20 protein-coding genes are annotated in these 24,394 nt (G+C 41.3%); 14 read left to right on the forward strand and 6 right to left on the reverse strand.

Features of this window, described 5'->3' with window-relative positions:
• From dnaA to gyrB, 4 genes are all read left to right on the forward strand, one after another.
• Positions 1-1,398, forward strand: coding sequence for a chromosomal replication initiator protein DnaA (dnaA, locus tag L3D27_RS00005; RefSeq protein ID WP_432481207.1), 1,398 nt, complete (start codon positions 1-3; stop codon positions 1,396-1,398).
• Positions 1,399-1,477: 79 nt separating this feature from the next.
• Positions 1,478-2,635, forward strand: coding sequence for a DNA polymerase III subunit beta (gene dnaN, locus L3D27_RS00010; protein ID WP_432481208.1), 1,158 nt, complete (start codon positions 1,478-1,480; stop codon positions 2,633-2,635).
• Positions 2,636-2,637: 2 nt separating this feature from the next.
• Entirely contained in the window at positions 2,638-3,777 is a 1,140-nt protein-coding gene (gene recF / locus L3D27_RS00015; protein WP_432481209.1) for a DNA replication/repair protein RecF, read from the forward strand.
• 138 nt (positions 3,778-3,915) lie between these two features.
• Positions 3,916-6,372, forward strand: a complete 2,457-nt coding sequence (gene gyrB, locus L3D27_RS00020; RefSeq protein WP_432481210.1) for a DNA topoisomerase (ATP-hydrolyzing) subunit B — start codon at positions 3,916-3,918, stop codon at positions 6,370-6,372.
• Positions 6,373-6,395: 23 nt separating this feature from the next.
• Here the strand turns inward: gyrB and L3D27_RS00025 are convergent, their stop codons facing one another.
• The gene (locus L3D27_RS00025) at positions 6,396-6,542 is read right to left on the reverse strand and encodes a hypothetical protein (protein ID WP_432481212.1); all 147 of its coding nucleotides are present in this window, start codon (positions 6,540-6,542) and stop codon (positions 6,396-6,398) included.
• 12 nt (positions 6,543-6,554) lie between these two features.
• On the opposite strand from L3D27_RS00025, the gene guaA reads away from it, so the two are divergent.
• Complete coding sequence (gene guaA / locus L3D27_RS00030) at positions 6,555-8,117, forward strand: glutamine-hydrolyzing GMP synthase (RefSeq protein WP_284673687.1); 1,563 nt, start codon at positions 6,555-6,557, stop codon at positions 8,115-8,117.
• A 69-nt stretch (positions 8,118-8,186) separates the two neighbouring features.
• On the opposite strand, the gene L3D27_RS00035 is transcribed toward guaA, so the two are convergent.
• The 3 genes from L3D27_RS00035 to copM all read right to left on the reverse strand — a co-directional run bounded on the left by L3D27_RS00035 (position 8,187) and on the right by copM (position 11,560).
• Positions 8,187-8,741, reverse strand: a complete 555-nt coding sequence (locus L3D27_RS00035; protein ID WP_284673688.1) for a DUF2059 domain-containing protein — start codon at positions 8,739-8,741, stop codon at positions 8,187-8,189.
• Between the two features lie 143 nt (positions 8,742-8,884).
• Entirely contained in the window at positions 8,885-10,732 is a 1,848-nt protein-coding gene (locus L3D27_RS00040) for an ABC transporter ATP-binding protein (protein WP_432481213.1), read from the reverse strand.
• 150 nt (positions 10,733-10,882) lie between these two features.
• Positions 10,883-11,560 carry a CopM family metallochaperone gene (gene copM / locus L3D27_RS00045; protein WP_432481214.1) on the reverse strand — a complete coding sequence of 226 codons (678 nt, stop codon included), beginning with the start codon at positions 11,558-11,560 and terminating at the stop codon, positions 10,883-10,885.
• A gap of 372 nt (positions 11,561-11,932) precedes the next feature.
• Between copM and L3D27_RS00050 the strand changes: the two genes are divergently transcribed.
• Positions 11,933-13,180, forward strand: a complete 1,248-nt coding sequence (locus L3D27_RS00050; protein WP_432481215.1) for a D-amino acid dehydrogenase — start codon at positions 11,933-11,935, stop codon at positions 13,178-13,180.
• Positions 13,181-13,211: 31 nt separating this feature from the next.
• Positions 13,212-13,562 (forward strand): RidA family protein, encoded by a 351-nt coding sequence (locus L3D27_RS00055; RefSeq protein WP_432481924.1) that lies wholly within the window; start codon positions 13,212-13,214, stop codon positions 13,560-13,562.
• 90 nt (positions 13,563-13,652) lie between these two features.
• On the opposite strand, the gene L3D27_RS00060 is transcribed toward L3D27_RS00055, so the two are convergent.
• Positions 13,653-14,933: a valine--pyruvate transaminase gene (locus L3D27_RS00060; RefSeq protein WP_432481216.1), complete on the reverse strand. Its 1,281-nt coding sequence runs from the start codon at positions 14,931-14,933 to the stop codon at positions 13,653-13,655.
• A 607-nt stretch (positions 14,934-15,540) separates the two neighbouring features.
• Between L3D27_RS00060 and cas1f the strand changes: the two genes are divergently transcribed.
• The 5 genes from cas1f to cas6f all read left to right on the forward strand — a co-directional run bounded on the left by cas1f (position 15,541) and on the right by cas6f (position 22,352).
• The gene (gene cas1f / locus L3D27_RS00065) at positions 15,541-16,509 is read left to right on the forward strand and encodes a type I-F CRISPR-associated endonuclease Cas1f (protein ID WP_432481217.1); all 969 of its coding nucleotides are present in this window, start codon (positions 15,541-15,543) and stop codon (positions 16,507-16,509) included.
• Positions 16,506-19,553, forward strand: coding sequence for a CRISPR-associated endonuclease Cas3'' (locus L3D27_RS00070; RefSeq protein WP_432481218.1), 3,048 nt, complete (start codon positions 16,506-16,508; stop codon positions 19,551-19,553). Before cas1f ends, L3D27_RS00070 begins: the two co-directional genes overlap by 4 nt.
• A gap of 213 nt (positions 19,554-19,766) precedes the next feature.
• Positions 19,767-20,711, forward strand: coding sequence for a type I-Fv CRISPR-associated protein Cas7fv (gene cas7fv / locus L3D27_RS00075; protein WP_284673694.1), 945 nt, complete (start codon positions 19,767-19,769; stop codon positions 20,709-20,711).
• Positions 20,712-20,727: 16 nt separating this feature from the next.
• On the forward strand, positions 20,728-21,750 hold the full coding sequence (gene cas5fv, locus L3D27_RS00080) for a type I-Fv CRISPR-associated protein Cas5fv (protein ID WP_432481219.1): 1,023 nt from the start codon (positions 20,728-20,730) through the stop codon (positions 21,748-21,750).
• Entirely contained in the window at positions 21,750-22,352 is a 603-nt protein-coding gene (gene cas6f, locus L3D27_RS00085) for a type I-F CRISPR-associated endoribonuclease Cas6/Csy4 (RefSeq protein WP_432481220.1), read from the forward strand. The genes cas5fv and cas6f overlap by 1 nt, the downstream gene beginning before the upstream one ends.
• Positions 22,353-22,401: 49 nt before the next feature.
• On the opposite strand, the gene def is transcribed toward cas6f, so the two are convergent.
• On the reverse strand, positions 22,402-22,914 hold the full coding sequence (gene def, locus L3D27_RS00090; protein WP_432481221.1) for a peptide deformylase: 513 nt from the start codon (positions 22,912-22,914) through the stop codon (positions 22,402-22,404).
• Between the two features lie 175 nt (positions 22,915-23,089).
• Here def and hisB point away from each other — a divergent pair, with 175 nt between their 5' ends.
• Positions 23,090-23,686 carry an imidazoleglycerol-phosphate dehydratase HisB gene (gene hisB / locus L3D27_RS00095; protein ID WP_432481925.1) on the forward strand — a complete coding sequence of 199 codons (597 nt, stop codon included), beginning with the start codon at positions 23,090-23,092 and terminating at the stop codon, positions 23,684-23,686.
• 11 nt (positions 23,687-23,697) lie between these two features.
• Positions 23,698-24,339, forward strand: a complete 642-nt coding sequence (hisH, locus tag L3D27_RS00100; protein ID WP_284673698.1) for an imidazole glycerol phosphate synthase subunit HisH — start codon at positions 23,698-23,700, stop codon at positions 24,337-24,339.
• Positions 24,340-24,394: the final 55 nt, after the last annotated feature.

Consider the following 24,394-nt stretch of genomic DNA (forward strand, 5'->3'; position numbering starts at 1 on the left):
ATGTACTTGTTTGATGAAGATGGGGAGAGCCCGCCTAAGTTGCCTAAATCGCAACCAACTTCGGTAGAGTTTTGGCAACAGTGCTTAGAATTTTTGTCTTCTGAGGTGTCAGAGGTGGATTTTACAAGCTGGCTTGCCCCACTACAGCCGAGCTTAGATGGCGGTGCGTTGGTGTTATCTGCCATCAATCACTATTTTGTAGAGCATGTCAATAAGCATCATCTTGAGCTGATTAAAGAGGCTGTCAAGCGTTGTGCTCCACCAGAGGTAGGTGAGGTTCGTTTGGCGGTTGCCAAGGTAATTGAGGTTGAACCAAAAGGCGATAAGCTTACTTTGAAAAAAAGCAAGGTAAGTACGCAGATTGATGAAAGTGAGCAAATAGAAGAGCATTATACTTTTGATGCTTTTGTTAAGGGTAAGTCTAACGCCTTTGCTTATAATGCTTGCTATGATTTGGGAAAAAAGGCAGGGAGTAGTCTATACCCTTTGGTGTTTTTGTATGGCTCATCAGGATTGGGTAAGACGCATCTGATGCATGCGGTGGCACACCGTTACCAAAAAGCTGGGTTGAAGTTTTGTTGTTTGACCAAAGACCACTTTTTTCGCATCACCAAAGAGGCATTTCGAGATAATAAAGTGGACCAGTTGGTCAAAAGGATTTGTAAGGCGGATTTGCTGATTATTGATGATATTCATCTAATTAACGCCAAAACCGCACCACAAGTATCTGAGCTACTGTTGACAATTTTTAGTGAATTTGGCAAAAATAAAAAACACCGCATTATTTTGGCATCGGACAGACAGCCAACTCAACTAAATAACTTTGATGAACGCTTTAAATCACGGTTTTCTGGTGGGCTAAACTTACTGATTGAGCCACCTGATATTGATATGCGGGTGCAAATTTTGGAAAAAAAGGCAAGTATCTTAAACATGGGGCTGCCTAAGGAATGTGCATTATTTATCGCCCAAAATGTCGCCCCTGATGTTCGCCGCTTAGAGGGTGCGTTAAATCAAGTGCATGCAAGTTTTACCATGTCAGAGGAGCCTGTTAGTTTATCCTTAGTGCGTCACGCCATTAAGGATCATGTTGAGGCACGAGCTAGGGCGGTTAATGCTGATAATATCCGTGATTTGGTCGCTCAGTATTATGGTGTATCCGCCAAGGATTTGATGGGTAAAAAACGCAGTCGTAATATCGCAAGACCACGCCAGATGGCGATGGCGCTGATTCGTGAGTTAACTCAAGACAGCTTTCCTGAGATTGGACAGTTTTTTGGTGGGCGAGACCACACGACCGTAATGCACGCTTGCAAGGCGATTGAAGAGTTGCGTTTAAGTGATGTAAAGGTGGAAAAAGCCTATCAAGCCTTAAAAGCAACATTGGAATTTGAATGATGAATGCTGTAGCCAAACAAAACTTGTGTTTGTCTTAAAAAATGAGTAACATAGATGCATTAAAAATTAGGAAGTAGCAATGAAATTAACCATCAATCGTAACACCCTGATTAATGCCATCAGCCTTGTGGCAAAGGCGGCAGATAAGCATCACCGCTTAGGACCTATCTTGGCAAATATTAAGTTTGTTTTAGAAGATGGTCTGTTGACTTTGGTGGCGTCTGATTTGGAGCTTGAATTAACCGCTCGGGTGCATCTACCAGAAGGTGCTTGCATTGAAGCAGGTGAGACCACTTTACCTGCCGAAAAACTGTTTGTGATTTGTAAGGCGTTGTCTGATGAAGTGGTAACGCTTGATGTTGGTGATTCACGCTGTTTGGTGGTTGGTGGCAAGATTAAATATACCTTAAAAACCTTGCCTGCTAAGGATTTTCCAAGCATTGGCACACCAAGCGTGGCTACCGCTATTGATATTAATCGTGCTGCCTTATTTGATTTAATTAATCACACCCGTTTTGCCATGGCAACCCAAGATGTCCGTCATTATTTGACGGGTATGCTGTTTGAGATTCATCAAGACAAACTGACGGTTGTGGCGACAGATGGGCATAGATTGGCGGTGGCTCACAGAGTATTGAGTGCCAGTTATGATGAACGCCGTGTCATTATCCCTGGTAAAGCGGTGGGTGAGCTTGAAAGACTACTGAGTGAAATTGTTAAGTCTACAGAAGATGAGGTGGTGTCGCTAGGCTTTGATGAGCAGTTTTTGCAGGTATCTTTGACATTTGGTAGTGACAGTGATTATGTAGGTATGCAGGTAACTATGGTGGCACGCTTGATTGAGGGTAAGTTCCCAGACTATCGCCGAGTGTTGCCACCAAGCTATGATAAGGCAGCGGTATTTAATAAAGATGAGGCGGTTGAGGTATTGCGTCGCCTGTCGGTATTGGTCAGCAAAGAGTCGCCAGGCGTGCTGTTTGATTTTGCAGAGGCTGATAAAGTCAAAGTAAGCGTACGCAACCAAAGAGAGCAAGATGAAGCAGAGGAGTATCTTTCTGTCAGCTATCAAGGTGAGCCACTTGAGGTATCATTCAATGAAACCTATCTGCGTGCAGTACTAAGAGTCTTGCATGGCGATATTCGCATTGAGATGACTGAGTCGGTAAAACCTGCACTCATCTACCAAGTGGGTAATGAGATGAATTATCAATATGTTGTTATGCCGATGCGTGTATAGTTATGATTCATCAATTACGCGTTCATACACTGCGTAACTTGCATCAAGTTTCACTGTCATTAGCGGATTGCAATCTTATCATTGGTCAAAATGGCAGTGGCAAAACATCGCTTTTAGAGGCGGTGTTTTTGCTTTCTCGAGGCAAAAGTTTTCGCCATCATGAGCCCAGACGGTACATCACACATCACGCTAAAGCCTGTACCATTTGGGCAAGGATTGATGGTGATAAGACCATTGCCATCCAAAAGCAGCTGGATGCTGCTTCGCTTGCCACCACGACACTAAAAGTTGATCACAGCGTGGTCAATAGCCAGAGCGTCTTGTCATTTTTATTGCCAACCTTATTGATTGATCCGGCTGGCATGGCGGTATTAGAAGAGGGTAGTGCCAATCGCAGACAGTTGCTTGATTGGCTATCGTTCCATGTGGAACCAAAGTTTTATCCTGCTTGGCTAGCCTATCAGCGTCTATTAAAACAGCGTAACACCTTGCTAAAATCCGCCTATCTACCCATCAATGAGCTAGGGGCGTGGGATAGAGAGTTATCGTCTTATGCTTCTGTTTTGCACAAGCATCGGCGAGCGGTGTTTGATGAGTGGCGAGGTTTTTTTGATGCGATGGTGGGGCGACTTTTACCCAGTTATCAAGAGCGGATTTATCTTGCTTATCAAGCAGGGTTTGATGATAAGTTGGGGTTGTTTGATATACTGCAATCTCGGTCTGCTCAAGATAGAGAGCTTGGATATACACGCATCGGAGCACATCGTGCTGATGTTACCATACTGTTAAAGCAGACGAATGAGCAGGGCGAAAAAATCAGAGAGCAGGCGGTTAATGTCTTGTCTCGTGGTGAAAAAAAACTGCTGATTACCGCCCTAAAACTCTCACAATTACAGATGATTTGTCAGTATTTGGATGGTATAAAGCCCGTGGTGCTGATTGATGATATTGATGCAGAGCTTGATGAGCAGGCGGTGGATTTATTGCTTGGGGTTTTGCTATCACTGCCTTGTCAGGTATTCATCACAAGTTTGCAGATGGACATCAAAGATAAAATTACTGATAAACTGCGACATCTTAATAGGGGTTCTGGGCAGTTTAAGGTGTTTCATGTGGAACAGGGTGATGTGGAGATGGGTTAGGTTTGAAGTGATATATAACCGCCGTCCGTGCAAATTCATGACTTTTTGCGAAAAAAAATGCTATAATAGACAATCATTTTAATTTTTAGTCATGCCTTTGCAGGCAAAAAAATTAAGCATAAATCTTAAGGAAGTTTCATGATTGAGCAGCCACAACACGGTGATTCTACCGATACCCAGAATACTGAATACAGCTCAAAAAATATCCGAGTTTTGCGTGGGCTTGAGGCTGTGCGTGTCAGACCAGGTATGTACATCGGTGATACAGATGATGGTACAGGCTTGCATCACATGGTGTTTGAGGTGGTGGATAATGCCATTGATGAGGCATTAGCTGGGCATTGTGATGAGATTAACATTGTCATTCATGAAGATGAATCAGTTTCGGTCATGGATAATGGTCGTGGCATTCCTGTAGATATTCATCCAGAAGAAGGGGTGTCGGCAGCTCAAGTGATTATGACCGTGTTGCACGCAGGTGGTAAGTTTGATGACAATTCCTATAAGGTGTCAGGCGGTCTGCACGGTGTGGGTGTGTCGGTGGTCAATGCTTTATCCAAGAAACTCACCCTAAACATCTGGCGTGATGGTTATTTGTACACCCAAGATTACACTGATGGTGTGCCCAACTTTGATTTAAAGCAGGTTGAACCTACTGATAAGACTGGCACACAAGTGAGATTTTACCCAAGTGGTGAAATTTTTAGTGGTACGGTGTTTGATTATGATATTCTTGCCAAACGCTTGCGTGAATTATCTTTTTTAAATTCAGGTGTACGCATCGTCTTAACTGATGAGCGTGATGATAAGGTGCAGGTTTTTGAGCATAAAGGCGGTCTGTCTGAGTTTGTTACTTTCATCAATGAAGGTAAACAAACGCTCAATGATATTTTCCATTTTACCGCGCAGACAGCAGATGGTATAGGTGTGGAGGTAGCACTACAGTGGTCGGACAACTATAATGAAAAAGTGTTGTGCTTTACCAACAATATCCCCCAAAAAGATGGTGGTACTCACCTGTCGGGTTTTCGTTCAGCACTTACTCGCTGTTTAAATCACTACATGGAAGCTGAGAATATTGGTAAAAAAGAAAAAACTCAGATAACAGGTGATGACGCACGAGAGGGTTTGGTTGCGATTGTTTCGGTTAAGGTTCCTGACCCAAAATTTAGTTCACAAACCAAAGATAAGCTAGTTTCTAGCGAGGTAAAATCAGCGGTTGAAGCCACCATGCATGAACGATTGAGCGAGTATCTGCTTGAAAATCCAGCCGCAGCCAAAGCGATTGCAGGTAAAATTATTGATGCTGCTCGTGCTCGTGAAGCGGCTCGTAAGGCACGAGAAATGACTCGCCGTAAGACTTCGCTTGATATTGCAGGCTTGCCAGGAAAGCTGGCGGACTGTCAAGAAAAAGATCCTGCTTTGTCTGAATTGTATATTGTCGAGGGTGATTCGGCAGGTGGCTCTGCCAAGCAGGGTCGCAATCGTAAGATGCAGGCAATCTTGCCACTTAAGGGTAAGATTTTAAATGTGGAGCGTGCTAGATTTGACAAGATGTTATCATCTGCTGAGGTGGGCACGCTGATTACAGCACTTGGTACAGGCATTGGTGCTGATGAATATAATGTTGAAAAACTTCGCTATCATAAAATCATCATCATGACCGATGCCGATGTGGACGGCTCGCATATTCGCACATTGCTATTGACTTTCTTTTTCCGTCAAATGCCAGAACTCATTGAGCGTGGGCATATTTATATTGCTCAGCCACCACTTTATAAGGTTAAAAAAGGCAAGCATGAGCTGTATTTAAAAGATGATGAAGCATTAAAATCATATCTGTTATCATCAACCATTGATGATAATCAGTTGTTCTTGGACCAAAATACCCCTGCGGTAACGGGCGTGGCACTAGAAAAGTTGCTTAATGACTACAACCAATCACAAGTCATCAAACATCGCTTGCAGAATAAATATCCATCAGAGTTGCTAGATGCACTGACGCTCATCCCAAAATTCTCGGCTGATTTTGGCAATCAAGCTGTCATGCAGTCATGGGTAGATGAGCTGCAAATAAAACTAAACCAATCAGCAGGGCATTTGTCGCCGAAGGTGGAGTTGATTGAAGTAACAGGTGGTGATGATGCCCAAAAGCAACAATGGCTGCCACGAGTAACGATATTTGTCCATCGTTTGCCACAATATTATACGCTAGATTCAGCATTCCTAAACTCATCGGAATATGCCCGATTGCTTAAATTTTCTAGCCAGTGGAATACCGTGCTTGGCGATGGGGCGTTCTTGCGTCGTGGCGATAAAGATTTGGTCATCAAAGATTTCCATCATCTGTGGGAATACATGATGACAGATGCACGCCGTGGCATGACCATTCAGCGTTACAAGGGTTTGGGCGAGATGAATGCTGATCAGCTTTGGGAGACGACAATGGATCCTGAAAATCGCCGAATGTTAAAAATTACCATTGAAGACGCCATCGCTGCCGATCATCTGTTTAATTGCTTGATGGGTGATGAGGTTGAGCCACGCCGTATATTCATTGAGGAGAACGCACTCAACGCTGAAGTGGATGCTTAATCAAATCAATAAAAAGCCCAAATTTATGTTTGGGCTTTTTTATGGCGATGGGAAGCACCAAGCATTGCTTTTTTGGTGCTGTCATCAGAATTATTGGGTGGGCAAGTGGTGTAGTGGTCGCCATTTTCTCTAAAAAATGCTAAAATAGCCATATTATCTTTACGCATCACAAAGGACGCACCATGACCGCAAACATCACCACCGACCGCATTTTGATTTTGGATTTTGGCTCGCAGTACAGTCAGCTCATCGCCCGCCGTGTGCGAGAGGCTGGTGTGTATAGCGAAATGTATGCCTATGACATCACGGATGAAGAGATTCGTGCTTTTGCTCCTAAAGGCATCATCTTATCAGGTGGTCCTGAGAGTGTGCATGAGGCAGGCTCACCACGTGCACCAAAAGCGGTGTTTGAATTGGGTGTACCTGTACTGGGCATTTGCTATGGTTTTCAAACGATGACCGAGCAATTAGGCGGTAAGGTTGAGGCGGGCGACATCAAGGAGTTTGGCTATGCCAAAATTGATATTGTCCAAAACGATGGCTTGCTTAATGGCATGGCGGATGCACAAAATCAATCGCAAGTGTGGATGAGTCATGGCGATAAAGTCACCAAACTTGCTGAAGGTTTTGGTGTTACCTCCAGTACGCCAAGCTGTCCTTTTGCGTCTGCCTCCGATGAAAATCGCAAACTGTATGGCGTGCAATTTCACCCAGAGGTTACCCATTCAGAAAAAGGCGAACAGCTGATTAGCAACTTTGTGCATGGCATCTGTGGCTGTGGCAATGCGTGGAATTCGGATAATATTATTGAGCTTCGTATTCAGCAGTTGCAAGAGCAGATTGGCGATAATCAAGTATTGCTGGGTCTATCAGGTGGCGTGGATTCATCGGTGGTGGCAGCACTCTTACACCGTGCCATTGGCGATAAGTTGACTTGTGTGTTTGTGGATAATGGACTGCTGCGTCTCAATGAAGGCGATCAAGTCATGCAAATGTTTGCTGACAATATGGGCATTCGCGTGATTCGTGCCGATGCTGAAGAGCGTTTTTTAAATGCACTGGCTGGCGTAACTGACCCAGAAGCCAAACGCAAAATTATTGGTCGTGAGTTTATTGAAGTATTCTCAGAAGAAGCTCGTAAACTAGATGGCATCAAATTTTTGGCACAAGGCACGATTTACCCTGATGTCATTGAGTCTGCCAAATCCAAGCATGGCAAGGCTCATGTGATTAAGTCTCACCATAATGTTGGTGGTTTGCCCGATGATTTGGCGTTTGAGTTGGTTGAGCCTTTGCGTGATTTATTCAAAGATGAAGTGCGTAAACTTGGCGTGGCATTAGGCATTCCTAAACATATGATTTATCGCCATCCGTTCCCAGGGCCGGGTTTGGGTGTGCGGATTTTGGGCGAAGTCAAGAAAGAATATGCCGATATTTTGCGTGTGGCGGATGATATTTTTATGCAAGAGCTGCGTGCAAGCGGTTGGTATGATAAGACCGCCCAAGCCTTTGCCGTATTTGAGCCTGTTAAGTCGGTTGGTGTGGTGGGCGATGGTCGCCGCTATGCGTGGGTGATTGCCCTTCGAGCGGTGGAGACGGTGGATTTTATGACCGCTCGTTTTGCTCATCTGCCTTATGATTTAGTAGATAAAATCTCAACTCGCATCATGAATGAGATTGCCGATGTCTCTCGTGTGGTCTATGATGTATCAAGTAAGCCGCCTGCGACGATTGAGTGGGAATAATCATGGTCTTGGCATTGTAGAACGCCATAAACAAACCCCCTTGTATCATAAGGGGGTTTATTGTTGGTGCTATTTAAGAAGTTCTTTTACTTTGTCTTCAAATGCCGGTAAGTGTTTTTTTGTTGCTTCTTCAACCTTTTGTAAAAACTTCGCATCTTTACTGATAATGTCAATCGCTTTGTTGCTTACCTCATTCATTATCATATTTTCTTTAACGACAATATCCTGACCGATGGGGGATTGATAAAAATTAATCATCGCATCAACTTCTTGTTGGGTGTGGTGCTTTTTGGCGACCTGTAGATAAATTTGTTTGGTCTTTTCAAAAAGTTCGATGGTGTCATCAATGTCTTGCCATACGGTTTCGCCAAATTCGTTGAATAGAATTTCAAGCTGTGCTTTTTTGTCATCAGGCAGGTGTCGAAAGCCAGGTCCGAGTAAAGCTGATTGGGTCAATGAGCTGGTAAAACCAAGCTTCATGCTATCTTTTAAAACTTGCTCGGCATGAGTAACTTGCATCAATTGGTCTAATGATGTATCGCTAGGGGTCTGGGCAATGGCATAAGTGCCAAATGTTAATCCTGCCAATAAATATGCTGTGATGATGCCTTTTTTGAGTGTCATGATAATTCCTATTAAATGAAAATCATTATCTATTATATCAAAAAGATGGATTCTGTCAAGAAGACTGGCTGTTTGCACCAAAAACAAAACCCTAAATCGTATATGATTTGGGGTTTTGTTTTTGGTGGTTAAAATGGTTGGGTTTATTCCATCTCACCTAAAAACCCACCAGATTGCCTTGCCCAAAGACTGGCATAGACGCCGTTTTTGGCGATGAGTTCATCATGGCTGCCCATCTCAATGATTTGTCCTTTGTCCATCACCACCAGCTTGTCAAGACTTGCAATGGTGGATAGACGATGAGCGATGGCGACAACGGTTTTGCCCACCATCATATCATCTAGGCTTTGGGTGATGGCATATTCAACCTCACTATCTAGGGCGGATGTCGCCTCGTCCAAAAGAAGAATTGGGGCATTTTTGAGCATTACACGAGCGATGGCGATACGCTGACGCTGACCACCAGAGAGTTTTACGCCACGCTCGCCCACTTGGGTATCTAGCCCTGTGTTGCCGTATTTATCTTGTAGGGTTTGGATAAAGTCCCATGCGTGGGCAGCTTTGGCAGCGGCGATGATGTCTTCATCGGTGGCATCGGGTTTGCCATAGGCGATGTTTTCACGGATGCTGCGGTGCAATAGGGCGGTATCTTGGGTTACCATGCCAATGTTCTTGCGTAGGGAAGTTTGGGTAACATGGCTGATGTCTTGACCATCAATATAGATGCCACCACTATTGATGTCATAAAAACGAAGTAGTAGGTTAACCAAGGTGGATTTTCCTGCACCGCTTCTGCCGACCAAGCCGACTTTCTCGCCTGCTTTAATGCTTAAATGAAACTGCTTGAGCAACTGGCTTTGGTTGTCATCTTTGCCATAATTAAACGACACATTGTCAAAAACAATCTCACCACGAGTAACGCTAAGTTCATGAGCGTCTGCCTTATCAGTAATGGCGTGGATAGTGGTTAGTGTACTCATGCCATCTTGTACTGTACCGATATGTTCAAATAGGCTTGCTACCTCCCACATGATCCACTGAATCATTGCTTTTAGGCGTAGGGCGATGCCAGATGCAACTGCAATCGCTCCGACTGTTACCTCGCCCATCATCCATAGATATACACCAATGGCGGTGCTACCGACAATCATGAATAATGAGACTGTTTCACTGGTGGTACTAAGCATGGATACCCATCGCATTTGAGCGTGTACTGTTACCATAAACTCTTGCATGGCGGATTTGGCATGGCGAAGTTCACGGTTGGAATGGCTAAATAGCTTGACCGCACTGATATTGGCATAAGCATCGGTTACACGCCCTGTCATTAAGGCACGAGCATCTGCTTGGTTGCTGGCGGTTTGTCTTAGGCGTGGCAAAAAGAACTTTAGCATTGTTGTTACAACAATCAGCCATAGGACAAATGGGGCAAATAACCAAATATCCAACCCTAACAAAATCACGCCACTGGTAATCAAATATGCCAAGACGAATGACACCATCTCTGCCATCGTCATGATGGTATCACGCACGCTCAAGGCAGTCTGCATGACCTTGGCAGAGACTCGTCCGGAGAATTCGTCTTGATAAAACTGCATGGATTGTCCTAGCATGTGCTTATGAAACCACCAACGCAGTCGCATGGGAAATACGCCTTGTAGTACTTGAAAACGCACCAGATTACCGATAAATTCGCCAATGATTGACAGTATGCACAGACCCAGTATCATGATGATGGTCTGCCCTTTTTCCTGCCAAAGGGTTGTGGGTGTATAAACAGTCAGCCAATCCACCACATCACCCGCCCAAGCAAATAGCAACGAGCCAAATACCCCAAGCAGAATTGATAGTATCATGCGAATAAAAATCCAAAATCTCGCCCCTTCGCTACACGCCCACAGGAATGAAAAGAGCTGACCTTTGGTCATGATGGGCATGTCGTTGTCTGGATATGGATTGATTTTGCGTTCAAAATAAGAAAATAAAGACATGATTTGGCTGTTTATTATAAAAATTGGTTTTATTATAGCAGATTTTGATTGGCGGTTTTGTGCTTTAAGTTGGACAAAAACCACACCCAAAGAGTGTGGTTTTATGAAAAGGTCTATATTTTTGATGGGTGTATTACCCAGTATCAAAGCTTATTTTGTGTTGGCTAACCAATCTTGCATTTGTTTGATTTCTGGCGTTTGGGCGTTTTTGATTTGAGTTGCCAGTGCTTTGATATTAGCATCTTTGCCATATTTTAGTTCGATGTCTGCCATTTCAATGGCACTTTGATGATGGGGAATCATGCCTTTAACAAAAGCGATGTCAGGATTTTCATCCATGATGCCATTCATCATCTCGTCATGACCTGATAGTTGTTCATAATCTTGAATGTGCGAGCTGTCATCACTGGTTAATGACGCATTGTCTTTTAGCCATGATTGCATGATGTCAATCTCTGCTTGCTGACCGTCAATGATGGCTTGAGCCAATTTTCGAAGCTCATCATCTTTGCCATATTTTAGTTGGATTTGAGCCATGGCAACTGCCCCTTCGTGATGGGGAATCATGCCTGCCACAAATGCTGTATCAGGGTGGGCGTGCTTCATGGCGGCTGTCATTTTATCGTGCATGACCTGCATGGCTTCCATGTATTCTACAGCATGTGCAGGTGCGTTATCGGCATGATGATGTGCATGGCTGTCCGTTTCGGTGTGTTGGGCGGTGTCTGTGGCAACGGGTGCGTCAGATGTTGCTTCTTGTTTAGGCTGACTACAAGCGGTTAAAGCGATGAGTGTAGAAATTGTCAGTATGGCGTGATAAGTTTTCATTAGATAACCTTTAAAATGGATAACAAAACAGCTCTTGGCGGTCTTGCTTTTTAGTGTGGATTAAGAAATATTATAACAAAAGATACTATAACATAAGTATGAAGATTGTCAAATTAGGCGATGAGTTCTAATCAGACGACCTTGAAAAATTTGTCAAATCGGTGCTAATGGGTGGATTGATATATCTTTGAATTTAAATGATATAATCACTCTTTGCGATTAGGGCGATTAGACTTGGGTTTGTTTGGATTGATTTTTTGCAAATGTCTTGTTTTCGCTGTGGGTATGATATAGAATATCTGTAAGGCTTGCTATTGGCAAGCTATTTTATTTTGCCCCTTGTTTTATTATTGTTCATATATAAGGACTGTTATGAAGATACTTATCTTGGGCGGCGGTGTGATCGGTGTAACATCCGCTTATTATCTTGCTAAAATGGGCGTAGAGGTCACTGTCATAGACCGTCAGCATGATGTTGCTGAAGAGACGAGCTTTGGTAACGCAGGACAAATATCCCCTGGTTATTCAACCCCTTGGGCAGCCCCTGGTATTCCTATCAAGGCCGCCAAATGGCTTGTGCAAAAACACGCACCATTTTCCATCGGACCTGATGGCTCATGGTGGCAGGCAAGTTGGGCAATGCAAATGTTTGCTAACTGCAATGAGTCTTGTTATGCCATCAACAAAGAGCGAATGATGCGTGTTGCAGAATATAGCCGTGATTGCTTGCGAACATTAAGAGATGAGACAGGCATTCAGTACGAACACCGCACCAAAGGTACGCTACAGCTGTTTCGTAAGCAGGCACAGTTGGATGTTGTTGGGCGTGATATTGAGGTTTTAAAAGAATGTGGGGTGGCTTATGAGCTACTCAACAAAGACGACCTAGTAAAAGCTGAGCCTGCCTTGATTCATGCCAAAGATAAACTGGTTGGGGGTCTAAGACTACCCCATGATGAGACAGGTGATTGTAATTTATTCACAAAACGCCTAGTGGACATTGCCAAAGGACTGGGTGTAAAATTCTTGTTGAATAACAACATTCACGCCATTCATCACAACGGCAATCGCATCACAGGCGTATTGACGGATGAAGGTATGTTAACCGCTGATGGTTATGTACTGGCGATGGGTAGCTATTCACGAGAAATGGGACAAACTTTGGGTTTGGATTTACCTATTTATCCTGTAAAAGGTTACTCGCTGACCATACCTATCATTGATGCTGACAACGCCCCTGTATCAACTGTACTTGATGAAACTTATAAGATTGCCATTACTCGCTTTGATGACCGCATTCGTGTGGGTGGCATGGCAGAATTAAGCGGATTTAACCTGATGCTAAATCCTGCTCGCCGTGCTACGCTTGAGATGGTGGTGAGTGATTTATTTACAGGAGGTGATTTGTCAAATGCGACTTTTTGGACAGGGCTTCGTCCAATGACTCCAGATGGCACACCCATCATCGGTGGTACTAAGTTTGATAATTTATTCATCAATACAGGACATGGTACGCTTGGCTGGACGATGGCGTGTGGTTCAGGCAAACTTATTGGCGACATCATCACAGGGCAGATGCCTGAGATTAGCCTTGATGGGTTGTCGCTGGCACGGTATTGAGAAAATTTGGTTATTTTATTAGGAGAGAATGATGACAACCATCACCAAACTAGACAGTAATGCCACTTTAAGTGAAATTGCCATTCATGGTGGCATGGTTTATTTGGCAGGGCAAGTACCCAATGATGACAGCCTAGATATTACAGGTCAATCCAAAGAGGTGTTTGCCAACATTGATGCTGCTCTGGCTAAGGCAGGTTCAGACAAATCAAAAATGCTATCAGCACAGGTGTTTATTACCGACCTTGCCAACTTTGATGCTTTTAATACAGCATGGAATGAGTGGATAGATGGTGTTACACCGCCTGCTCGTGCAACCGTTGAGGCCAAGCTAGTCAATCCAAATTGGTTGATTGAAATCATGGTCATTGCCGCGATTTAATTGCCTAGCTAAACTAAACCCCTTGAATCATTGATGTATTTTAATGCTTCAAGGGGTTTTTATTGGGTTGGTAAAGGGTGTGGGTGGTGCTTAGCCTTGTTGATAAATTTTTCTTACCACTTCACCAATAGTAGCAATGCCTTTGATTAGGGTGTCATCATCTTGGGCGATAGATAGGCGGATACATTCATGTGCGTGCGGATAATTATCGGTATCAATGCCTAAGAAAAAATGCTCGCTTGGAATGATGAGCGTGCCTTTTTCTTTTAAAATTTCGTACAATTTGGTTGTAGAAATTGGGAAATTTTCAAACCATACCCACAGGAAAATCGCCCCTTCAGGTTTATGAATTTTAACCGGTAAATCACAAAACTGCTCTTTTAAGAGTTTGATGGCAAATTGGGCTTGCTTGGCATAAAATGGACGAATATGCTCATTGGATAGGCGTACGATGCTATCATCGGCGAATAATGGTGTCGCAATCGTTGCTCCAAAACGCACAGGCGAGAGATTGACGATGGCATTCATCGCACTCACGGCACGCACCACATCGCTATTTGCTACGATAATACCTGTTCTGGTGCCAGGCAGTCCGATTTTTGATAGGCTAAAACATAAGATCGTCTGTGTATCCCAGTTGAGTGTTGCTTGGGTGTGGATGATGTTGGGAAAGGGAGCGCCATAGGCATTATCAATGATCAGCGGAATGTTGTATTTTTTTGCAAGTCGGTCTAATCTTGCCATTTCCTTATCGGTCAGCACATTGCCTGTAGGGTTGGTGGGGCGAGAGCAACAGATTGCTCCGATTTTGCCATTTGTAAGTTCTGGTAGATTTTCAAGTTTGTCAAAATCCACTCGATATTTAAAAAATCCTTCTTCGCCATCGTGATTGATCTCTTCGATGATGGGCGGTATGGATAAAAAATGTGTGTCATCAATATGGGTATCCGCATAGCCAACATACTCAGACGCCAAAGGCAACAAAATTGCCTTTTCACCATCATCAAAATGCCCAGCAAATAAATTAAATAGATAAAAAAATCCATTTTGTGAGCCGTTGGTCAAGACGATGTTATCCGCTGTCAGCCCCCAACCGTAATGACGATTAAAAAAATCTACCAAAGTGGCGATGAATTTGGCATCACCTTGCGGGGTGGAGTAATTTGCCATGCTCTCTAAGGCGTGTCGGTCATTTGCTATCTTAATAAGAGTGTCTTGAAAGACAGTATTAACCGACCTGATTACTGCTGGATTACCACCACCGAGCATATTGATGGGTTTGTCGCTTGCTAGGGCTTTGCCCAGATCGTCCATCAGCTGTAAAATACCGCTATTTTTGGTGAATTTCTTACCGAAGCTTGAAAATTTCATTGCCTGCCTGCTGGTTGCTTGCTTTGTTGGGGTTTGGTGTCATATTTTATGCCAATTCATCAAAAATTAAAATATAAAGATCATATGTTCCACATGAAACATATGATCTAAAAACATAGCTTGGAATTTACTTAAACTGTTAAGATTTGTCTAAGCCACCTATGCGGTGTAAGACTCATGCTTGTGTCTATGGATATCAATATCATTTTTCTAAGCCACCTATGCGGTGTAAGACGGTGAATCTATGACACTAAACAATGATGATAATTTCTAAGCCACCTATGCGGTGTAAGACAGCAACGGTAAAACCGCCAGCTTTGTTATTAATTTCTAAGCCACCTATGCGGTGTAAGACTAGATATTTTAGATAAAAAACCAATAAAATTCAAGGTAGTTAGCAAATTTTTTGCTAAAAAACCAATGATTTTTTCCCTAATTATAATTTATTGATTTTATTAAGTTTTTAAATAGTGTCAAAAATAAAGGGTGAAAATCACCATCTTTTTACACTTGATTATAAAATAGCTTTGCTCATAATTCAAACCTTCTTGACAAGGACCAATCATTGTGGTTGAATTTAAAAAAACTTTACATTGAGTTGCGGATAATGGACATCCTTAAACCTACTGACCTAAAAGCCATTCTGCATTCCAAACGAGCTAATATTTATTATCTGCAATATTGCCGTGTGATGCAAAAGGACGGACGGGTATTGTATCTGACAGAAGGTCAAAACGAGAATCTTTATTACAATATTCCAATCGCTAACACCACCTGTATTTTATTGGGTACAGGTACTTCCATAACTCAAGCGGCGATGCGACTATTGGCAAGTGCAGGGGTGTTGGTGGGATTTTGTGGGGGTGGTGGCACGCCTCTTTTTACTGGCTGCGAAATAGAATGGCTCACACCGCAATCTGAATACCGACCAACAGAATATGTACAAGGCTGGTTGTCGTGGTGGTTTGATGATGACAAACGCTTAATCATCGCCAAACAATTACAATTAGCACGACTTTGTTTTTTGCAAAAAGTTTGGCAAAAAGATAAAGACTTTAAATCTTATGGTTTTGATATTAAGGATGAGTTTGTTGCCAAACTGCTTGATCAATATCAAAAAGAGATTGTATTACAAGACAGTAATCATGATTTGCTCGCATTAGAAGGACGAATGACCAAAGAGCTTTATAAAATCGCCGCCCAAAGCACCCGCAATGCAGGATTTCATCGTGATGTTGATGGCATTGATAAAGCCAACCGGTTTTTAAATCATGGCAATTATTTAGCCTATGGTTTGGGGGCAACCACCACTTGGGTGCTTGGCATTCCGCACGGCTTTGCGGTGATGCATGGTAAAACAAGGCGTGGGGCATTGGTGTTTGATATTGCTGATTTAATTAAAGATGCGATTGTGTTGCCACTTGCTTTTATTTGTGCAAAAGACAATGCCAGCGAACAAGAGTTCCGCCAAGAAGTATTAAACTATTTTACCGATTATCATGCACTTGATTTTATGTTTGATACGGTTAAGGAAATGGCATTAACAAAGGATTTTTCAAAAAGAGAAGGGCAATGAATGTTATCTTTATTTCAGAGTGCCAGAAAAAAGCCTTAAATCGTACTCGCAAAGTATTGGATGCTTATGCCAACCGCATTGGCGGTAATGCGTGGCAAACTGCCATTACCGAAGAAGGTTTGGCGATGGTCAAAAAATTACTTCGCCAATCGGCAAGCAAAAATACGGCAGTGAGTTGCCATCGCATTGCCACTCGAAATCGCACGGAACTGGTTTGGATGGTGGGCAATAAAGACAAATTTAATGAACAAGGGTTTGTACCCGTTAATTATACAGAAAAGGCAGTTTTTATGGATTTACCAATTGAAACCAAAGGTATTTTAGCCAATACACACGGACAACCATTAAGCCAGCATTTATTTGCGGTGGGCTATTTGGCATATCATATTATTGAAAAATTAAATATAGACAACCCTAATTTATCAAAATCAGCATTTATCGCAGGGATATTGCACGATATTGGCAAACTTGACCCCAAATTTCAAGAATGGGTAACAAAAAAATATAGTCCCAATAGCGATGATGAGTTGGATAATATCATATTGCCTGATGATGGTGTACATATTAGCAGTAATGATAAAGGGTTTTCTAAATTTAGTTTTGAAAAATATCCCCGTCATCACGAAATATCTTGGTTGTTGGCAAATTCTTTATTAAGAGATGAAAAATCATTAAATAAAAGTCAATTAAAACAAATCTTTCATGCCATTTATTGGCATCACACTCGTCCTTATCGTAAAAAAGAAGATGAAAAATATTTTGAAACCGCTCGTGGTATTGATAAAAAATGGCAAGAATATGTAAAATTAGCCCCATTAAAGAATCAAATTTCTGCTGTTTTTAAAGACATTCAATCTTATATTGAACATTTTGATTATCCTATTGCCCTACCAAAATTCAAAGATGATTATGAATTAAGTGACAATGACCTACCAGATTATAGAGAATATGATAATTTAGCCGATAAAATTGATGAATTTACCGTTAATATTCAAGATAATGCCCTACATAATTTAGTGCGTATGGCGGTAATTAGTGCCGATAGAATGGTCTCTAAAATGTCGCCTGATGATTTGGCAGAATATTTGGCGGAAAAATCCTTAATTCACGCCCTAGATAATGAATTAAATCATGGCAATTTATTATCATCACATATTGAACATTGTTTAAATCAGTTTAATAAAAACCACCCCAATAGCGAAAGAAATAAAGCACAAACAATCTGTGCTGACCAATTAAAGTCGGTTGGCGAATATACAGGCTTTGACAAAAATTATATCGCCGTATTGCAAGGACCTGCTGGCTGTGGTAAAACCAAAATCGCCCTAGAATGGGCGTTTAAAACAGACGCCAAACAAATCATTTGGGTTTGTCCAAGAGTGCAAGTATGTTTGGGGATTTTGCAAGATTTAACAGGAAAAGATTATTTACCAAATGCCAGTATTGAAATTTTTACGGGCGAATACAAAAAGATTATAACAAATCATCAAACATTTGATGATGCATCTGATACCAACCCAAATGATTATTTTTCTGGGGATGTTGTGATTACCACCATTGACCAAATGGTAAATCACATTATTTCTCATCAAAAAATTACGGGCTTATTAAAATTTATGCAATCACATATTGTGTTTGATGAGTTTCACGAATTAATTGTTCAGCCTGCCCTAAACTTATTATTTGCTGAACTGATTGAGATGAAAAAACACCAAAAACAGCATGCCAATACATTGCTGGTTTCGGCAACACCGCATTATTATTTCATTCAAAATGTATTGAAATTGGATAATAACGACATTGTCAAAATAGACAGTTTTAATACTGCTCAATATCGTATTTCTTTGCAATCTTATGACGAAACTTGTGAAAATAATCCATTGGCGCATCAAAAACAGGACAGTCAGAAAAAAACCTTTGTGATTAGCAATACCGCCCAAAATGCTCAAATCGGTTTTTTAGTACATCAAAATGATGAAAATGCCATTTTATTGCATTCCAAATATACTCGCCAAGATAAGGCGGATTTATTTTATCAAGTTTTTGAATGTTTTAAACAAAATGGCAATGGCGATTATGACATTTTGCGTAGTGGACCGATTGTACAAGCGTCATTAAATATTAGCTGTGAAAAAATGCTGACTGAAATGACGACCGCCGAAAATTGGTTACAGCGAATGGGGCGACTTGACCGTTTTAATTTAAATGGACAAGTAAATGATTATATTACTATTTACCCAAATTCTGCCATAAGCGGTAAACAAACCAGTAAAACCGCCAAATTTTTAGCCAATATGAATGGCTGGTACAGCAGTGTGGCTTGGCTGAATTTTTTACAAAATTATTTAAAAGATAAAGACACAGATACCGTTTACATCAATGAATTGTATCAAGTTTATGATAATTTTTATCAAAATGCACAATGCCAAGAAAAAATTCAAAACGATGTACTCGGTGCTTTAAAAGAAAGTGTGAAACTTATCAATGATAAAGTTACCGACCCAATCAGTACGCCTGCAAACAAAAAATCAAAAGACGGTGTGATGAAAATGTCTAAAACTTCATTGCGTGGCGATAATTGTTTTGTGCAAATGGCGGTGTGTGAAGTGGACAATCAATTAACACCAACATTTATTGATGAATATGCTTATGATGAAGATACCGACCATAGCGAAATTGTTGTTGGGCTGACTGAAAGCATCAATCGCATTCAAGGTGGGCGTTTTGAAATGCGAGACAGCAATAAAAACCTATTGGCATTTATGCACAAAAAACATCACAATATTATGAATACCAAATTGGGCGATAATCGCATTAAGGCAAGTAAATTTGATTGGGAATTATTAAAATTGGCTCGTTCGCCCCAATACCCAATTTATTTAAGTTATACGCCCAGTGATTTAGAACCGATTGGCGGAGAGCGAGAACGCCATGAGTTTGCGATGTATTATGTTAGATCAACCAAGCAACCTGTGGGAACAATGCCCATTCAGTTATTGAGAACCCCACAATCCGAAGATGGTGGGGTGGATGAAGCAGAATGAAAGAAACCACCTATGCGGTGTAAGAAACATAAAATACCACTATCAATTACTAAGCTACCTATGCGGTAGTTGCGTGTATTTTAGCACCTTTTGAAATATTTTTCTAAAATACCACGATCAAGGATTTATTTTTGAAAGGCAGAGTGTTACCATACAACCTTTGGTAAGGCTTTTGCCTTTTTCAATCGTTATTATTTATCAATGGAGCAAATAATGCAAAAAATTGCTGGTATTAAAAGCGTTGATTTTAAAATTCAAGCGTTTGGACACGGTGTGGTCAATTGGAATGGTCCGACTACATTAAGCAGTGAAGGGCGTACCGTGGATAATCACACTTTGCCTAAATTGCGTGGTTATAGCAATTTAACGGGCAAAATTAAAGATGAAACAGGCTACAAATACAAAAAAGAAGCGACCGATATTGATTTTAAACAAACGCCTTTATATATTAGCCAAAATTGTATTCGTCATCATTTATTCCGTGAACAAGCCTATGATTTGCACTTTGCCAATGACAAAGGCTTGGATAAAGTATTGGCATCGTTAACAGGATTAATTCGTGGTTATGTTGTGCCGGCCAGCCAATGCAAACGCACCAGCCCATTATTGTTGGAAGATTTTGTGGATATTTTGGGTAATGGTAATTTTGAGCAATTTGGACAAGCTGGCGAGAGAGACAGTTCATCGTTTTTCTCCAAAACCACTTTTGGTGATACTGAATATATCGCTTATGGTTCTATTAGCATTGAGCAATTACAATTTATTTCACTGGATAATAAATTTGACCGTTGTGCCATGATTATTAAAGACAACCAAGGCGAACAAATTGCCAAACAAATCCAAGATTTTATTCAATCTTTGGATAATACTCGCACGCCAAAAGCCACATTCCACGCTAATTATGTGCGTAAAGGCACGATTTATGAACAAGGCGAAGTGGGTATTTTATTGGACGATGTGGCGATTGATATTTTGATTGATACCACTTTAAATCTGATTCGTGATTTGGCAATTCGTCAAGCCAAAGGCTATATGTATGTAGATAATATTGAAGTGGATTATAATGACAGCAATAAAATGATGCGAATTAAACGCAGTCCTAATGAAGTCAAACCAGAACAATCAGGTCATTATGCAGTTTATTTTGAAGCCAAATGATATTGGGGGATGAATAATGCGAATTATCATTGAATATGAAGCCTCTTGGCGAAATTCTTTTTTGGACGGCTCTAATGATGAGCCGTTACCCAGAAAGGGGCGTAATTTTATTGGCTCAATGACCGAATTGAAAAGGCCTGAAAGCTTTTTGCCCAGAGAAGTTAGTAAAAATACGGTGTTGGGGATTTTAAGTCGTTTGATTGGCGACCAAAGAAAATTGTATCAAGCACGGCAAAGCCAAGATTATTATTTTGCGGATTTGGAAGATTTTATTGATTTTAAAGATAATCCCAACATTATCAATCACGAAATTGCTTATATTCGCAATATGAAAGGCAGTACTGACCAAAATGCCTTTACAGGTATGATTAAAGTTAATGACCCGATATTTTTGTCAGATTATTCTTATGAATTTTGGAATGTATTGTCGTTAAATATTGATGAATTATGTGATTTTATTATCAATGATAAAGCAATTACTGATTTTAAGATTGATAATCCAATTTCACTTGACCCTATTGCTATTTTAAATCGCCTTGGAACCATTGGAAAATCCAAACCAGTGGACTGTATAGATGTCATTAAACTAGCGTCAGACAAATTAGCAAGTTTATTTGATAAATACAAGCCATTGAATACTAAAGGCTTGCAACTGATTTTACCAATGTATTGTTCGGCATTGTATTTGCAGATGCAGCGATTGGCAAAGCGTTTTGACATGACTACCGCCAAGTCTAGAATGGGTGGGATTAGTGGCATTTCTAATAATGGTTTTACGCCCAAAGATTTTATGGACAAATACACAACAGGGGCGAAAAAAATAATTTATGGCAATCCCTATGTGCGTGAAGAGTTTATCAAAGGTGAAGGCAAAATCAACCACACTTTAAAAAAGGTAAGCGGGAAACTGGAAATCATTTTAAATATTGAACCACAAAAAGCCATTGAGCTGAAACAAATGATTGATAATGCAGGCGTATCGTCATTTTATTTGGGCAAGAAGGGCTTGGCGTATGTAACAGACATTCGGGAGAAATAATGAATTATTATCTTGAAATCACGCTGATTGATGGTGAAAAATCATTATACGAATTGTGGGCAGCTTTGTATTTACAAGTGCATTTTTCATTGGTAGCAATGCAAAAAATGAATACTCACAATATTGGTGTCAGCTTTCCCAATTACCGTTTTATACAAAAAGACGGTAGAACTTTTGCCAGTTTGGGTGATAAATTGCGGATTTTTGCTAATGACGAAGAGCTTTTAGGGGTTTTTATGGCGGATTTGCAAAATCGCTTGAATGATTATGTAAAAAATTGGGAAGGTTTTTTGCATTTTAAATCGATTAAAGCTGTTCCTGAAAACCATGGCCACGCCATTTTTAAACGCTACCATGCCAAAAACATGGAAAAAGTCGCCCAAGAATTTGCCGAATTTAAGGGTATTGATTTTGATACGGCTTTGACCCATTGCCAAACACACAAAGCCCAGCCCAAACACCATCCGTTTATCCGCCTAAAAAGCGAAACCACAGGGCAAGATTTTTGTTTGATGATTGAAAAACAAACCGTAGAACAGGCTGTCATTGGTAAGTTTAGCAGTTATGGCTTAGGCGGGGCGAGCGTGCCTGATTTTTCATAACCATAAAAAACACAGTCGTTTTTGACTGTGTTTTTTATGAGTGGTAAGCTTAGCCTTTTTTTGTAATGACTTTGCGTACTTTTTCTCGTGCTCGGTCTTGTTTTAGGCGAGATAAATAGTCCACAAAAACAATGCCTTTTAAGTGGTCAAGCTCATGCTGAATGCACACCGCTAACAAACCGTCTGCTTCAATGCTAAATCCCTGCCCGTTTTCGTCCAGTGCTTCGATTCGCACTCGAGCAGGGCGTTCTACCGTATCGTACACCTCAGGAATGGACAGACAACCCTCTTGATAAGGAACAAGCTCATCGGTCAGAGGGGTAACTTTAGGATTGATATATACTTTTGGTTGTGGCTCTTCATCTTCTTTGGCAAGGTCCATCACCACTACTTGTATATGTCTGTCCACTTGCGTGGCAGCAAGTCCGATACCTCGTGCATCATACATGGTATCAAACATATCCTGAATTAAGGTCTTGATGTCATCATCAATGTTATCCACTTCTTTGGCGACCGTACGCAGGCGTGGGTCAGGGTAATTTAAAATCGGTAATAATGCCATAATAACTGCTCATTTTTTATTAAATCGTCCCATTATAATGCAAAGCCCAATGATTGGCAAAATTTATTGCTATATTGATGATAATTTCCCCAAAAGTCGCTTATTTTTGTGTAAAATGATCAGTTTGTATCATTCACCGGTCTTTTAGCCAAAAATATCTTTATCAGGAATAATGATGACAACACCACGCACCGCCCAGATTACCAGAAATACCGCCGAGACGCAGATTTTTGTGACCATCAACATTGACGGTACAGGCATTAGTAAACTTGATACGGGTGTGCCATTTTTGGATCATATGCTAGAGCAGATTACCAGACATGGTCTGTTTGACTTAGAAATTAAATGTGTGGGCGATACTCACATTGACGATCATCATAGTGTAGAAGATATTGGTATTGCTTTGGGTCAGGCATTAAAAATTGCTTTGGGTGACAAAAAAGGCATTCGCCGTTATGGTCATTTTTATGCACCACTTGATGAAAGTTTAAGTCGTGTGGTGGTGGACATTTCAGGTCGCCCAAGTTTGCACATGGACATACCGTTCACCCGTGCTTATGTGGGCAAGCTCGATGTGGATTTATTTAGTGAATTTTTTTATGGATTGGTGAATAATGCTGCCATTACTTTGCACATTGATAACCTAAAAGGTAAAAATAGCCACCACCAGATTGAAAGTGTGTTTAAAGCATTGGCACGAGCATTGCGTATGGCGTGCGAGATTGATGAGCGAGCCAATGGTGCGTTGCCATCAACCAAAAATGTATTATAAGGTACTTTTTTATGACAAAAATTGCATTATTAGACTATGGCGTGGGCAATCTGTATTCGGTTGCCAATGCTCTAAAAAAGGTGGGTGCAGATGTCATCATTACTAATGAGCCTGCCAAGATTGATGTCTCTGACAAGGTGCTACTACCAGGGGTTGGGGCAATTGGTGATGCGATGCGTTACATGATGGATGCTGGTGTGGATGTGGCGGTCAAAAAGGCATTAAATGAAAAACCTGTCATGGCAATCTGCGTGGGTATGCAGGCGATGTTTGATTACTCAACAGAAGGTGGGCAAGTGCCATGCCTAAGCGTTATTGCAGGCAGTGTACAGCGATTTGATGCCAGCTGGACAGATAACGGGCAGGCTATTAAGATTCCGCATGTGGGGTGGAATGTGGTAAATGCCGATACCGACCATGTGCTGTGGCAAGGATGTGCTGGTAGGCACTTTTATTTTACACACAGCTACTACTGCGAGCCTAATTTTGATGATGAGAGAAATAAGGATATCATCGTGGCGACTTGTGATTATGGCAAGGTATTTTGTGCCAGTGTCATTAAAGACAATTTGTTTGTCACGCAATTTCACCCAGAAAAAAGCCATGATGCAGGTCTAAAACTACTATCCAACTTTGTTGAGTGGCAACTTTGATGTTTCATGTGGAACATTGATGGTGTCATGGGGTGTATGGTTTTTTGGTGGAATG

It is taken from the genome of Moraxella sp. ZY200743 (assembly GCF_050885545.1).
Lineage (GTDB): Bacteria > Pseudomonadota > Gammaproteobacteria > Pseudomonadales > Moraxellaceae > Moraxella > Moraxella haemolytica.